The sequence below is a fragment of the Streptomyces sp. PTL18 genome (genome assembly GCF_059510295.1).
Genome location: NZ_JCAJZO010000009.1, coordinates 232,907 through 245,882, shown reverse-complemented (window position 1 = coordinate 245,882; position 12,976 = coordinate 232,907). Strand labels below are relative to the sequence as shown.

General features: G+C 72.2%; 15 protein-coding genes. 9 read left to right on the top strand and 6 right to left on the bottom strand.

From position 1 onward, the window contains the following. Nucleotides 1-11: 11 nt before the first annotated feature. Nucleotides 12-1,109, bottom strand: coding sequence for a GNAT family N-acetyltransferase (locus AC5WS8_RS19765; RefSeq protein ID WP_496104730.1), 1,098 nt, complete (start codon nt 1,107-1,109; stop codon nt 12-14). Nucleotides 1,110-1,249: 140 nt separating this feature from the next. On the opposite strand from AC5WS8_RS19765, the gene fdxA reads away from it, so the two are divergent. Together fdxA and AC5WS8_RS19755 are read left to right on the top strand one after the other, a co-directional pair. Next, complete coding sequence (gene fdxA / locus AC5WS8_RS19760; protein WP_043443616.1) at nt 1,250-1,570, top strand: ferredoxin; 321 nt, start codon at nt 1,250-1,252, stop codon at nt 1,568-1,570. A 125-nt stretch (nt 1,571-1,695) separates the two neighbouring features. After that, a complete protein-coding gene (locus AC5WS8_RS19755; protein ID WP_496104729.1) occupies nt 1,696-2,838 on the top strand; it encodes a bifunctional succinyldiaminopimelate transaminase/glutamate-prephenate aminotransferase in 1,143 nt (380 codons plus the stop codon). A gap of 119 nt (nt 2,839-2,957) precedes the next feature. Here AC5WS8_RS19755 and AC5WS8_RS19750 read toward each other — a convergent pair whose 3' ends face one another. Together AC5WS8_RS19750 and AC5WS8_RS19745 are read right to left on the bottom strand one after the other, a co-directional pair. Continuing rightward, complete coding sequence (locus AC5WS8_RS19750) at nt 2,958-3,392, bottom strand: ATP-binding protein (protein WP_496104728.1); 435 nt, start codon at nt 3,390-3,392, stop codon at nt 2,958-2,960. Nucleotides 3,393-3,733: 341 nt separating this feature from the next. Further along, complete coding sequence (locus tag AC5WS8_RS19745) at nt 3,734-4,693, bottom strand: heavy metal transporter (RefSeq protein WP_496104791.1); 960 nt, start codon at nt 4,691-4,693, stop codon at nt 3,734-3,736. Nucleotides 4,694-4,790: 97 nt separating this feature from the next. On the opposite strand from AC5WS8_RS19745, the gene dapE reads away from it, so the two are divergent. Together dapE and AC5WS8_RS19735 are read left to right on the top strand one after the other, a co-directional pair. After that, nucleotides 4,791-5,870, top strand: a complete 1,080-nt coding sequence (dapE, locus tag AC5WS8_RS19740; protein ID WP_496104727.1) for a succinyl-diaminopimelate desuccinylase — start codon at nt 4,791-4,793, stop codon at nt 5,868-5,870. A gap of 114 nt (nt 5,871-5,984) precedes the next feature. After that, entirely contained in the window at nt 5,985-6,743 is a 759-nt protein-coding gene (locus AC5WS8_RS19735) for an LOG family protein (RefSeq protein WP_496104726.1), read from the top strand. A 177-nt stretch (nt 6,744-6,920) separates the two neighbouring features. On the opposite strand, the gene folP is transcribed toward AC5WS8_RS19735, so the two are convergent. Then, on the bottom strand, nt 6,921-7,781 hold the full coding sequence (gene folP / locus AC5WS8_RS19730) for a dihydropteroate synthase (RefSeq protein ID WP_496104790.1): 861 nt from the start codon (nt 7,779-7,781) through the stop codon (nt 6,921-6,923). Between the two features lie 161 nt (nt 7,782-7,942). Between folP and AC5WS8_RS19725 the strand changes: the two genes are divergently transcribed. Together AC5WS8_RS19725 and AC5WS8_RS19720 are read left to right on the top strand one after the other, a co-directional pair. Further along, nucleotides 7,943-8,290, top strand: coding sequence for a DivIVA domain-containing protein (locus AC5WS8_RS19725; RefSeq protein WP_496104725.1), 348 nt, complete (start codon nt 7,943-7,945; stop codon nt 8,288-8,290). Further along, entirely contained in the window at nt 8,287-8,868 is a 582-nt protein-coding gene (locus tag AC5WS8_RS19720; RefSeq protein ID WP_496104724.1) for a DNA-3-methyladenine glycosylase I, read from the top strand. Before AC5WS8_RS19725 ends, AC5WS8_RS19720 begins: the two co-directional genes overlap by 4 nt. Nucleotides 8,869-8,898: 30 nt before the next feature. Here the strand turns inward: AC5WS8_RS19720 and chcB are convergent, their stop codons facing one another. Further along, nucleotides 8,899-9,702: a 2-cyclohexenylcarbonyl CoA isomerase gene (gene chcB / locus AC5WS8_RS19715; RefSeq protein WP_496104723.1), complete on the bottom strand. Its 804-nt coding sequence runs from the start codon at nt 9,700-9,702 to the stop codon at nt 8,899-8,901. Nucleotides 9,703-10,074: 372 nt separating this feature from the next. Here chcB and AC5WS8_RS19710 point away from each other — a divergent pair, with 372 nt between their 5' ends. Further along, complete coding sequence (locus tag AC5WS8_RS19710) at nt 10,075-10,242, top strand: DUF3117 domain-containing protein (RefSeq protein ID WP_003966491.1); 168 nt, start codon at nt 10,075-10,077, stop codon at nt 10,240-10,242. A 72-nt stretch (nt 10,243-10,314) separates the two neighbouring features. On the opposite strand, the gene AC5WS8_RS19705 is transcribed toward AC5WS8_RS19710, so the two are convergent. Further along, nucleotides 10,315-11,013 (bottom strand): O-methyltransferase, encoded by a 699-nt coding sequence (locus AC5WS8_RS19705; protein ID WP_496104789.1) that lies wholly within the window; start codon nt 11,011-11,013, stop codon nt 10,315-10,317. A gap of 225 nt (nt 11,014-11,238) precedes the next feature. Between AC5WS8_RS19705 and sigE the strand changes: the two genes are divergently transcribed. Further along, nucleotides 11,239-11,940: an RNA polymerase sigma factor SigE gene (gene sigE / locus AC5WS8_RS19700; RefSeq protein ID WP_496104722.1), complete on the top strand. Its 702-nt coding sequence runs from the start codon at nt 11,239-11,241 to the stop codon at nt 11,938-11,940. Beyond that, a complete protein-coding gene (locus AC5WS8_RS19695; protein WP_496104721.1) occupies nt 11,937-12,935 on the top strand; it encodes an anti-sigma factor family protein in 999 nt (332 codons plus the stop codon). The genes sigE and AC5WS8_RS19695 overlap by 4 nt, the downstream gene beginning before the upstream one ends. Nucleotides 12,936-12,976: the final 41 nt, after the last annotated feature.

Here is a 12,976-nt window from a genome sequence, read left to right as displayed (position 1 = left end):
CTCGAACCCTCTCACGCCACCGGTCCGCGGGAGCCCTCCGGCTCCCGGTAGTGGTGATATGCATGATGCGCCCCGAAGCCCAGTCCCGCGTACAGGGCCCGCGCACCCTCGTTGTCCGTCTCCACCTGGAGCCAGGCCGCCGAGGCGCCCTCGGCCAGGGCCTGCCGGGCCAGCGCGGCCATCACGGTGGTGGCCAGGCCCCGCCGGCGCTGCTCCGGGTCGACCTCGACGGCCGCGAAACCGGCCCACCGCCCGTCCACCACGCACCGCCCGATCGCCGCGGGAGGGGCGCCCTGAGCTCCCGGCACCGTCGCGAACCACACCGAGGGTCCGCTGCCCAGCACTTTCAGGGCCACCTCGCTCAGCCCCTTGCGCCGGTAACGGCCGAGCCAGGCCGCGTCGGCCGTACGGGACAGCCGGACACCGGGCGCCTCGCGGTCCGCGAGGGGTGCCAGAGCCGCGGTCCACAGTTCTGCGGTCACCTCCCGCGTCCACCCGCGCGCCTCGAGCTCCGCGCACAGCAGCTCCTGGGTGCCCTCGGCCCCGGTGGCGAGCTGTATGCGGGCGGGCAGGCCACGGGCCGCGTACCAGCGCCGTACGGCCGCCAGCGCCCCGTCCAGCGGCAGCCCGGGGTCGCCGAGGGGCAGCACCGAGTTGGCGCGGCGGGTGAAGCCCTCCCGTCGCCCGACCGCCGCCCCCTGCGGACGCTCCCCCGGAGCTGAACGCCTGGCGGGAGCCCCGTGCCGCGGCACCTCCTGCACTGCCGCGCGCAACTCCCACTCACCGAGCCGCTCCCGCTCCACCGGCTGCCAGGCCCGGGCGGAGATCGGTGCCAGCTCCTCGTACGAGGCCGCCGGGCCCCTGCGTCGCGCCGGAGCCGCCGGGACGACCTTTCCCGCGACCAGCGAGGATTCCGCGATCCGGACGCCCTGACCGTTCCGCCGTGTGATCAGCAGCACACCGTCGTCCCATGATGTGAGAACCCCGACCGTGTCGGTGAACCTCTCACCCTCGGCGGCACATTCGTTCCACCGCCGTACCGAGACGCGTTTTCCCACGTCAGCAGTGGTGATACGGATCTCGAGCCGTCCGCCCGCAGATATTTCCACAGGTCAGTTCACCCCTCCTGTTCGGATCATGCCCCGGAACGGAGATACTAGGTGCGGGCATCGACGACGCCGCGCTCCCGCGCGCCAGGCGGCGGAGCCTGAGGAGGCCCGCCAGCGCCCTACCGAGGAGGAACGACAGCGTGACCTACGTCATCGCAGAGCCTTGTGTCGACGTCAAGGACAAGGCGTGCATCGAGGAGTGCCCGGTCGACTGCATCTACGAGGGCCAGCGGTCCTTGTACATCCACCCGGACGAATGCGTCGACTGTGGGGCCTGTGAACCGGTCTGCCCGGTGGAGGCGATCTTCTACGAGGACGACACTCCCGAGGAGTGGAAGGACTACTACAAGGCGAACGTCGAGTTCTTCGACGAGCTCGGCTCGCCGGGCGGCGCCAGCAAGCTGGGGCTGATCGAGCGTGACCACCCCTTCATCGCGGCGCTGCCCCCGATGAACCAGTAAGCGGCCCGGAGGCCGGTCGAATCGGTCCCGTACGGTGCCCGCCCGGCGCCGCACGGGACCGAGGCGTTTGACCCCCGTACGCTCGTACGGGGGCACCCGTCGCACCAGAAAGTGAGCCGATCCCCGTGTCCGCAGTCTCCGACCGCCCTCCCGTCGGCCGCGACCGCCCTTCCAAGGGGTCGCTTCTCGACCTCCTTCCCGCGTTTCCCTGGGACAAGCTCGAGCCGTACAAGAAGACGGCCGCCGCGCACCCCGACGGGATCGTCGACCTGTCGGTCGGCACTCCGGTCGACCCCGTGCCCGAGCTGATCCAGAAGGCACTGGTCGCGGCGGCGGACTCCCCGGGCTACCCGACCGTCTGGGGCACGCCCGAGCTGCGGGACGCGATCACGGGCTGGGTGGAGCGCCGCCTCGGTGCCCGCGGCGTCACCCACCGCCACGTCCTGCCGGTGGTCGGCTCCAAGGAGCTGGTGGCCTGGCTCCCGACCCAGCTGGGTCTCGGCCCCGGCGACAAGGTCGCCCACCCGCGGCTGGCCTACCCCACGTACGAGGTCGGCGCCCGTCTGGCCCGCGCGGACCATGTGGCCTACGACGACCCGACGGAGCTGGACCCCGGGCACCTCAAGCTCCTCTGGCTCAACTCCCCGTCCAACCCGACGGGCAAGGTGCTGGGCAAGGACGAACTGACGAGGATCGTCGCCTGGGCCCGGGAGCACGGCGTACTGCTGTTCTCCGACGAGTGCTACATCGAGCTGGGCTGGGAGGCCGACCCCGTCTCGGTCCTCCACCCGGACGTGAACGGCGGCTCGTACGACGGCATCGTGTCGGTCCACTCCCTCTCCAAGCGGTCCAACCTGGCGGGCTACCGCGCGGCCTTCCTGGCCGGCGACCCGGCGGTCCTCGGCCCGCTCCTGGAGATCCGCAAGCACGGCGGCATGATGACGTCGGCGCCGACGCAGGCGGCCGTGGTGGCCGCGCTGGGCGACGACACGCACGTCCGCGAACAGCGTGAGCGCTACGCGGCCCGGCGTACGGCCCTGCGCGACGCCCTCCTGAAGCACGGCTTCCGGATCGAGCACAGCGAGGCGAGCCTGTATCTGTGGTCGACCCGCGACGAGTCCTGCTGGGAAACGGTCGCGCATCTGGCCGACCGGGGCATCCTGGTGGCGCCGGGCGACTTCTACGGCGAGGCGGGCGAGAAGTTCGTACGGGTGGCCCTGACGGCGACGGACGAGAGGGTACGGGCAGCGGTGGATCGCCTGGCGTGACGCAACGCCGTGGGCGCGGTCCACAGCTGCCGGGCACGGTTTCGGCCAAGTTCGACTGCAACAGACGGAGGGTCCGGGGAAGCCTCCCCGGACCCTCAGCCGTACCACCGCCGGAGGCGTCAGCCGCCCAGCGGCAGCCCCTTCGGCAGCCCGCCCTTGGTCGCGCCCCCGAGCAGCCCGCCGGCCTGCCCCGCCGCGTCCCCGGCCGCCTTCTGCGCGACCGGCGTCGCCGTCCCGACGAGCCTTCCGCCGGTCCGGCTCACCGCCGGCACCGCCTTCCTGGCCGCCTGGCTGCCTGCCTTCACCGCGTGGCCGCCGGTGTCACCCGCGATCCCGGTGACCTGCTGTGCCGCACCGTCGGCCTTCTGGGCCGCGCCGTCGACGGCGGTGCCGGCCTGCGCGGTGTCCAGAGCGGTCAGCCCACCGAGGTTCGGGGCGGCCGGCAGATCGGTCGTCGCCGCGCTGGCGGAGCCGGCCGCACCGACCACGGGCGCCGCTCCCGCTGCGATCAGCAGCGCGGCACGGGCGATCCGGTGGGTCAGGGGGAGGGACATGATGCTCCTTAGACGGAAGAGAACGGTGAAGTGTTCGACCGCGCCCGGGAGTTCGGCCGATTCGGCTGTTCATCGTTCCGGGCTCGGACGCAGTGACTACCGCTCGAAGGCCGCGAAGGTTGCGGTGGGCCAATGTAAAGAGTTGGCAATGCGTCGCATTATCAGGTGGGGATGAAATCGGGCAAACGGCAACCGGCCGGAAAGCCTGCTGAATCCTTACAGCCCTTTGTTCGCACGGGGCCCGTCACATACACCGGTGGCCGCGCAACAAACGGCGCGCCCCGTCGACGAGGCGCGCCGCGCATTACCCGCAGGAGTGAGAACTCGTACGGCTGGCCGGGCTACTCCCCGGTGACGATGCGGACTTCGGCGGCCGACGTCTCCCCGTCACCGGAGCCGGTCGCACGCCACTCGTCGGCGAAGCCTCCACGCGACCACTCACGGCCCGCGAAGGAGACGCGCGCGATGTGCAGCGCCGTGGAGTTGGCCACGGCCCAGTGCGCCAGTTCCCAGCCGCGCTCACGGGCGGTCCCCGAAGCGGTGGACCTCTTCGGCACCGGGATCGTCACCGCGTCGTCGGCGGCCGGTGCCGGCGAGGCCGCGGGGGACGGCGACGAGCGCCGGGGGACCACCTCCGCGCCGGCCGTCTGGAGCACGTCGCGCCCGAAGTCCCGGACCAGCGCGGCCCGTACCGCGTCCGGGCCGCCGGTCGCCGTCGGCGCGGGGCGCCCCTGGCAGGTCAGCGTGCCCGCCGCGCGGCCGGTCAGCGCGGCGGCGAGCAGTATGGCGTCCGGCTCGTGCTTCGCGTACGCCTCCGGAAAGCCGCTGCGCTGCACCCGCTGCGCGGCGACCGTCAGCGGCAGACTCGTGTAGTCCTGCACCCGGGCCAGGTGCTCGTAGAACACGCCCGCCGCGTACGTCGGGTCCATGATCTGCTTCCTGGTGCCCCAGCCCTGGGACGGACGCTGCTGGAACAGGCCGAGCGAATCCCGGTCGCCGTGCTCGACGTTGCGCAGGCCCGACTCCTGCAGGGCGGTCGCGAGCGCGATCGTCACCGCGCGCTCCGGCATGCCGCGGGTGGTGCCCACGGCGGCGATCGTCGCCGCGTTGACCGCCTGCTCCGGAGTGAACTCGTACGAGGCGCCGTCGTCCCTTCCGGAGACGACCCGGCACCTCGGCGCCGCCGAACCGGTGAGGTACTGGACGACGAGATAGCCCGCGAGGGCGAGCAGGACCACGACGGCCGCCCCGAAACGGAGGAGGCGGCCACGTCGCACGGAAGGAGGGGACGGCTCTGACACGCCGTACAAGGTACTGGAGGTGAACAGCGGGTTGTCCGGCGCTGTGGACAACTCCTGGGACAGGTGCGCGCCGTCGGGGCGCGCTAGGGTCGAGGACATGGCCGATACCCCGCTTGACCTCACGCTGGACGCCGCCCGGCTCACCGCGCGGCTCGTCGACTTCCCCTCCGAGAGCGGCACCGAGAAGCCCCTCGCGGACGCCGTCGAGGCGGCGCTGCGCGCCCTGCCGCACCTGAGGGTCGACCGGTACGGCAACAACGTGGTGGCCCGGACGGACCTGGGGCGGCCGCAGCGCGTCATCCTGGCGGGCCACATCGACACGGTCCCGATCGCGGACAACGTGCCCTCCCGCCTGGACGCGGACGGCGTGCTGTGGGGCTGCGGCACCTGCGACATGAAGTCGGGCGTCGCCGTCCAGCTCCGTATCGCGGCGACGGTCCCCGAGCCCAACCGCGACCTGACGTTCGTCTTCTACGACAACGAAGAGGTCGACGCACACCTGAACGGTCTGAAGCACGTGTCCGAAGCCCACCCCGAGTGGCTGGAGGGCGACTTCGCGGTGCTGCTCGAGCCCTCCGACGGCCAGGTCGAGGGCGGCTGCCAGGGCACGCTGCGGGTGCGGCTGAGGACCAGGGGCGAGCGGGCCCACTCGGCGCGCGGCTGGATGGGCTCCAACGCGATCCACGCGGCGGCCCCGGTCCTGGCCCGCCTGGCGGCCTACGAACCGCGCCACCCGGTGATCGACGGCCTGGAGTACCGGGAGGGCCTGAACGCGGTCGGCATCTCCGGCGGGGTGGCCGGGAACGTGATCCCCGACGAATGCGTCGTGACGGTCAACTTCCGGTACGCGCCGGACCGCAGCGAGGAGGAGGCGGTCGCGCACGTCCGTGAGGTGTTCGCGGACTGCGGCGTGGAGGAGTTCGAGGTGGTCGACCTCAGCGGCGGCGCCCTGCCGGGGCTGTCGCACCCGGCCGCGGTGGCGTTCATCGAGGCGGTCGGCGGCACCCCGATGCCCAAGTACGGCTGGACGGACGTCGCCCGCTTCAGCGCGCTCGGCGTCCCGGCGGTCAACTACGGTCCGGGCAACCCGCTCTTGGCGCACAAGCGGGACGAGCGGGTGGAGACGGCGAAGGTCCTCACGGCGGAGGAGCGCCTGCGGTCCTGGCTGACGTCCTGACCTGCCGCCGGACGTGGGGGACGGCGGTCCGAGCCGGACATGCGCACGTCCCCCCTCCGTAACCCGTGCGGATCTACGCTGGGGTGGAACCATCCCCGAGCGGAGGGAGCGCACATGCCTACCGGCAACCCCGAGGGGAAGAAGATCCCGCCGGACGAGCAGCGGCTCGGTCCGGTGCTGCGCAGACGGGGCCAGGTGACGAGGAGCACCACCGACCAGCGGCTGCTGGACGAGCGCGCCCCCACGGACTGGGTCCACACGGACCCGTGGCGTGTGCTGCGCATCCAGTCGGAGTTCATCGAGGGCTTCGGCACACTGGCCGAACTCCCGCCCGCGATCAGCGTGTTCGGCTCGGCGCGGACCCCGGTGGACTCGCCGGAGTACGACGCGGGCGTACGGCTCGGGCGCGGCCTGGTGGAGGCGGGCTGGGCGGTGATCACCGGTGGTGGCCCGGGCGCGATGGAGGCGGCGAACAAGGGGGCCTGTGAGGCGAAGGGGATCTCGGTCGGTCTCGGCATCGAGCTGCCGTTCGAGCAGGGGCTGAACCCTTACGTCGACATCGGCCTGAACTTCCGCTACTTCTTCGTCCGCAAGATGATGTTCGTGAAGTACGCGCAGGGGTTCGTGGTCCTGCCGGGCGGCCTCGGCACGCTGGACGAGATGTTCGAAGCCCTGACCCTGGTCCAGACCCAGAAGGTGACCCGCTTCCCGATCGTGCTGTACGGCACGTCGTACTGGGGCGGCCTGGTGGACTGGCTCAGGAACACCCTGGTGGCGACGGGCAAGGCCTCGGAGAAGGACCTGCTCCTGTTCCACCTCACGGACGACGTGGAGGAAGCGGTGGCCCTGGTCTCCAAGGAGGCGGGACGCTAGGCGCCGAGCCTGAGCCGGGGCGACCGGGCCCACCGGGGGCCGGGCACCTCCCGACGCGAGCGTGCGGTGGACCGGGCGGGTGTGCGGCTGCGGGACGCCGGTGGCCGGTCGCGCGGTTCCCCGCGCCCTTTCCGGGCGCACCCCGGCGGGGCCGGAGCCCGGAGGGGGTAGGCCCGGTCAGGCCAGGCCCCGGCGGGCCACCGCCGGCGGCCGGTGGCCCGCGATCGACGCCACCATGTCCAGCACCTGCCGGGTCTCGGCCACCTCGTGCACCCGGTACACCCGCGCCCCCAGCCACGCGGACACCGCCGTCGTCGCCAACGTCCCCAGAACCCGTTCCCTGACCGGCTTGTCCAGCGTCTCCCCGACGAAGTCCTTGTTGGACAGCGACACCAGCACCGGCCACCCCGTGGCCACCATCTCGTCCAGCCGCCGCGTAGCCTCCAGGCTGTGCCGTGTGTTCTTGCCGAAGTCGTGCCCGGGGTCGATCAGGACCGACTCCTGCGGCACCCCGAGAGCCACCGCCCGCTCCGCCAGCCCCACCGTCACCTTCAGAATGTCGGCCATGACGTCGTCGTACGACACCCGGTGCGGCCGTGTCCGCGGCGGTGCACCCCCGGCGTGCGTGCACACCAGCCCCACCCGGTACCGCGCCGCCACCTCCGCGAGCCGTGGATCGACCCCGCCCCACGCGTCGTTCAGCAGATCCGCGCCCGCCTCGCACACGGCCTCGCCCACCTCGTGCCGCCAGGTGTCCACGCTGATCACGACGCCCGGGAAGCGCCGCCGTACCTCCGCGACGAAACCGACCGTCCGCCGCGCCTCCTCCTCGGCCGAGACCTCTTCCCCCGGCCCGGCCTTCACCCCGCCGATGTCGATGATCGCGGCCCCCTCGGCGACCGCCTGCTCCACGCGCGCGAGGGCCGGCTCTTCGCGGAAGGTGACCCCCTGGTCGTAGAAGGAGTCGGGGGTCCGGTTCACGATCGCCATGATCACCGGCTCGTGCTCGCCGAATTCGCGCCTGCCCAGCCTGAGCATCCCCTGTGACCTCATCCCAGTACGTCCCGTTCCTCGGCAGCCTGCGACCTTAATCGTCAGCGTCGCATGGCACGATCTGACCCAGAGAGAAAGACAGACTCGACATCGGCACTTCCGCGTCGGCGCACAGCGCGCCGGCACCGAGCGTGGGGACGTAAGTGATGCTCATGTTCTTGTTCCTGGTCGTCGCGCTCGCCGTAGTGGTCGCCGCGGTGACACTGGCCGTGGTGGGCGGCGGCGAGAGCACTCCCCTGCCGGAGGCGGCCCCGGAGCGGTTCGACGACCCGCTTCCGCCGGACCGTGCCGTCGGCCGCGACGACGTGGAGGCCCTGCGCTTCCCGCTCGCCGTGCGCGGCTACCGCATGGCCGACGTGGACGACGCGCTCGGCCGCCTCGGCGCCGAGATCGCCGAGCGGGACGCCCGTATCGCCGACCTGGAGGCCGCGCTCGCCGGCGCCCGAGCCGCCCGGCCGTCCGGGGACGAGCGGGCCGAAGGAGACCCCCAGTGAGCGGCGCGGCCATCGCGGCGCCCGACGGCCTGCTGCGCTGCCCCTGGGCGCTGTCCGCCGCGGACTACGTGGCGTACCACGACCAGGAGTGGGGCCGCCCCGTCCGCGGCGACGACGCGCTGTACGAGCGGTTGTGCCTGGAGGCGTTCCAGTCGGGCCTGTCGTGGATCACGATCCTGCGCCGCCGGGAGGGCTTCCGGGCCGCCTTCGCCGACTTCCGCATCGCCGAGGTGGCCGCCTTCACGGACGCCGACCAGGAGCGCCTGCTCGCCGACCCGGGCATCATCCGCAACCGCGCCAAGATCGAGGCGACGCTCGGCAACGCGCGCGTGCTGGCCGAGTGGTCGCCGGGCGAGCTGGACGGGCTGATCTGGTCGTACGCCCCCGACCCGGCATCCCGTCCCGCCCCGAAGACCCCGGCCGACGTCCCCGCGGTCACCGACGAGTCGACGGCGCTCTCCAGGGCGCTGAAGAAGCGCGGCATACGCTTCGTCGGCCCGACCACGGCGTACGCGCTGATGCAGGCCTGCGGCCTGGTGAACGACCACCTGACGGACTGCGCCGCCCGCGGCGACTGACTCCCGGCAGCGGGCGGCGCCCGGCAGCCCCTAGCGCCCCAGGTACTTCGGCTTCTCCTTGTTCACGAACGCCTGTACCGCGATCGCGTGGTCCTCGGACGAGCCCGCCCGTGTCTGCAGCTCGTCCTCCTTCTCCAGGGTCTCGTCCAGGGAGTGGGTCAGCCCGTACGCCACCGCCTCCTTGATCGCCGCGTACGCCGTCGTCGGCCCCTCGGCGAGCGCCACGGCCACCTTCTCCGCCTCGGCCCGCAGTTCGTCCGCGGGGACGACGCGGTTCGCGACGCCCAGCTCCAGCGCCTCCTGGGCGCCGATGCTCCGCGGGAAGAGGAGCAGATCGGCGGCGCGTCCGGGGCCGACCACGCGGGGGAGCGTCCAGGAGACACCCGAATCGGCGGTCAGCGCGACCCCGGCGAAGGACGTGTTGAAGGACGCGGTGCCCGACACGATCCGGTAGTCCGCGGCCAGGGCGAAGCCGAATCCTGCCCCGGCAGCGACCCCGTTGACCGCGGCCACCACCGGCTTGGGCGCGCCCGCCAGCGCCCGGACGATCGGGTTGTAGTGCTCCCGGACCGTGCTCATCGTGTGGCCCGAGCCGGTCTCCCGGTCGGCGGCCAGCAGCCCGATGTGCTCCTTGAGGTCCTGGCCCACACAGAACGCCCGGTCCCCGGCCGCGGTGAGCAGGATCGCCCGTACGGAGCCGTCGTCAGCGGCGGACCGCACCGCGTCCCGGAGGGCGACCTTGGTCGCGATGTTCAGCGCGTTCATCGCCTCGGGACGGTTCAGCGTGATCGTCGCGAGTCCGTCGCTCACCTCGTAGAGCACGGTGTCGGCCATGGCGGTCCCCTCCGGTGTCGCGGCTCGGTCGTACCGGTCGGTACGCCTGCGTCCGAAGACAGCATGGCCGAGATCACCGGCCGCGGAACGGACCGTACGTGTGACCTGCGTCAAAGAATTCACGTCGGGATCCGGTCCGCGGATGTGTGTGCGGGGGCGAAGTATCACAGCCACATCGCCGAATTGAGTGGTTTTGCTCGCGCGTGTTGCCCAAGCGATGCCGACCGATGTTGGTCATCGGGTCATGAGATGCGGGATAATGGCCTGGAAGCAATGTGTTCGACGCCGGTGTCGCGTGTCCTGTGACGGACCGCGTGCCCTTCAAGGGGGCCGTCGGCTGACGATGAGCTGGTTTCAGGAAGGGGAACGAGCATGGCGGCCATGAAGCCGCGGACGGGCGACGGCCCGCTCGAGGTGACCAAGGAGGGGCGGGGCATCGTCATGCGCGTTCCGCTCGAAGGCGGCGGTCGGCTCGTCGTCGAGCTGACCCCGGACGAGGCCGACGCGCTCGGCGACGCCCTCAAGAAGGTCGTCGGCTGACGCGGCAGACCGCGGTTTTCAGCTGCCCCGGCATCGTACGCGGTGCCGGGGATTGCCGTTTCCAGAGGGTGCTCACCGTCTGACCGCGCACAGGAGTCCGTCCCCCACGGGGAGCAGCGAGGGTACGAGGTCCGTGCTCTCGCGCACCGTGCGCAGCAGCTCCCGCAGCCGCAGCACCTCGGTGGGCTGCGGTCCCGAGCCGACCGTGCGGCCGCTGGCGAAGGCGCCCTCGAAGACGACGAGCCCGCCGGGACGCAGCAGACGCAACGATTCAGCGAGGTAGTCGAGCACCTCGAGCCGGTCGCCGTCGCAGAAGACGAGGTCGTAGCCGGCGTCCGCGAGTCGCGGCAGCACCTCCAGGGCGCGGCCCGGGATGAAGCGGGCCCGGTTGCTGGCGAAGCCGGAGGCGCGGAAGGCCTGGCGGGCGAACTGCTGGTGCTCCGGCTCCGGGTCCACCGTGGTCAGCACGCCGTCCGGCCGCATGCCGTGCAGCAGATGGATCCCGGAGACACCGCACCCCGTCCCGATCTCCGCCACCGCCTTGGCGTCCACGGTGGCGGCGAGCAACCGCAGCGCAGCGCCCGTGCCGGGCGACACCGAGCGCAGCCCTGCCTCACGGGCCCGTTCACGGGCCCAGCGCAGCGCGTCGTCCTCGGCGACATAGGCGTCGGCGAACGCCCAGCTCGTCTGCCGGTTGCCGGTAATGACCCTCTCCTGTCCCCGTGATTGCTTGGGCGTGACTGTATCCGTTGACGGCGGGAACCCGCAGATGGGACCGGGCGTTGAGGAGGGTGGGAAGAGAGCGCGGAAAAGGCCGGGGGCGGACGCGTGGAGCCGGATGCCGAGCAAGTGCTGACGCAGCCGTATGAGCGCGCATCAAATTCTCGTAAAACCGCTTATCCGGAGCTAACGGGCGAGGTGGCTATGGTAGGGGCTCCACTGGACACCACCAGAGCTGACAGGGGAGGTGCGGCTGCGCCTGCGGATCGGGGAGGGGTGCTACGGCGCCTCCTCAGGTCATCGGGTGAGCCGAAATCCGTGACCGACATCGCTGACAACCACCACGCTGCCGACACCGCGCAGACCGCGACCTTCGCCACCGACGCGGACGCGCAGGCGTGGACTCCGCCCACCTGGGAGGAGATCGTCAGCACGCACAGCGGCCGGGTCTACCGGCTGGCCTACCGCCTGACCGGAAACCAGCACGACGCCGAGGACCTGACCCAGGAGGTCTTCGTGCGGGTCTTCCGCTCCCTGTCGACATACACGCCCGGCACGTTCGAGGGCTGGCTGCACCGCATCACCACGAACCTCTTCCTGGACATGGTCCGCCGCAAGCAGCGCATCCGCTTCGACGCGCTCGGCGAGGACGCGGCGGAGCGCCTGGCCAGCCGCGAGCCGACGCCGCAGCAGGTCCTGCACGACGCGCACTTCGACGCGGACGTCCAGCAGGCGCTGGACACGCTCGCGCCCGAGTTCCGCGCGGCCGTCGTCCTGTGCGACATCGAGGGACTGTCCTACGAGGAGATCGCCGCGACCCTGGGCGTCAAGCTCGGCACGGTCCGCTCCCGGATCCACCGCGGCCGCTCCCAGCTGCGCAAGGCCCTCGCACACCGGGCGCCTCAGTCCCGCACGGCCGAGCGCCGTTCCTTCGTGCCCCGCGTGCCCGCGCTGGGGGGAGGGGGCGCGACCGCGTGAGTGGATCCCGTCGCCCCACACCGGCAGAGCAGCACCTGGGAGACCGTCTCTCCGCCTTGGTGGACGGAGAGCTCGGTCATGAGATGCGCGAGCGCGTGCTGGCCCATCTGGCCACGTGCGCGAAGTGCAAGGCCGAGGCCGACGCCCAGCGCCGGCTGAAGAACGTGTTCGCCGAGGCGGCCCCGCCGCCTCCCTCCGAGAGCTTCCTGGCCCGCCTCCAGGGCCTGCCCATGGGAGGTGACGTCGACGGCGGTGGCACGCCGCTCGGCGGCGGATTCGGCAGAAGGCCCGAGAGCGGTGCCGGGCTGCCCGAGCGGTCCGGCGTCTTCGGGGTGAGGGGAGAGCCCTTCGGCTACGTCCCGTCGGGCCCGCACGCCACGGCACTGTCGCCGTCCGGGGAGCGTGCCGTCCCCGGGGAGCGTGCCCTGCGCGACGACCGCGGCTTCCGTATCCATCACGTCGGCCGGCCCGAGGGCGAGCGGTCGGGGTCCCGTGGGCGGTGGTTCGCGTTCGCCGCCGCGGGCGCCGTTTCCCTGGCCGCACTGACGCTGGGCGGCGTGTCCGGTGTGGCCGGTGACACCGGCGTGGAGGCGCGCGGCGGTCCCGGTACCGGCAGCAATGCGACCCCGGTGCGCTCACCGGGTACCGGTGGTGTCACGTCGCCCGATGCGCAGCGGCGGCGTTCCACCAAAGCCCTGCTCGGGCAGCGCGCGCTGGAGCGGACGCCCGTCGTGCCCGCGGAGTCCTCGGCGCCGCTGCTGTCCGGACTGCCCTCTCCCGGCATGCGGGACGTCTCGGAGATCCGTGCGCTGACCGCTCCCGTGGTGGCCGGTGCTGCCGCGATGTCCCCGCTCATACGCCCGCTCACCGAGGCCGGACCGTTCACGCTGCCGAGCGCCCCGCAGTTGACGGCTCCCGGCCTGTTGGCCCGTCCGGTGCCGTCCCCTTCTCCCACACCCTCGTCCTCCTCGTCCTCCTCGAGCACCGCCCACTGAGCGGCTACGCGGTTGCGCGCGGACCTGGTTGAATCCGTGGT

Excerpts from the sequence above, each read along its gene's own strand:
- dapE (WP_496104727.1), top strand. The coding sequence starts at position 4,791 with ATGGCCGATACCCCGCTTGACCTCACGCTGGACGCCGCCCGGCTCACC.
- AC5WS8_RS19710 (WP_003966491.1), top strand. The coding sequence starts at position 10,075 with ATGGCGGCCATGAAGCCGCGGACGGGCGACGGCCCGCTCGAGGTGACC.
- AC5WS8_RS19735 (WP_496104726.1), top strand. The coding sequence starts at position 5,985 with ATGCCTACCGGCAACCCCGAGGGGAAGAAGATCCCGCCGGACGAGCAG.
- AC5WS8_RS19725 (WP_496104725.1), top strand. The coding sequence starts at position 7,943 with ATGCTCATGTTCTTGTTCCTGGTCGTCGCGCTCGCCGTAGTGGTCGCC.
- folP (WP_496104790.1), bottom strand. The coding sequence starts at position 7,781 with ATGCTCAGGCTGGGCAGGCGCGAATTCGGCGAGCACGAGCCGGTGATC.
- AC5WS8_RS19750 (WP_496104728.1), bottom strand. The coding sequence starts at position 3,392 with ATGTCCCTCCCCCTGACCCACCGGATCGCCCGTGCCGCGCTGCTGATC.
- chcB (WP_496104723.1), bottom strand. The coding sequence starts at position 9,702 with ATGGCCGACACCGTGCTCTACGAGGTGAGCGACGGACTCGCGACGATC.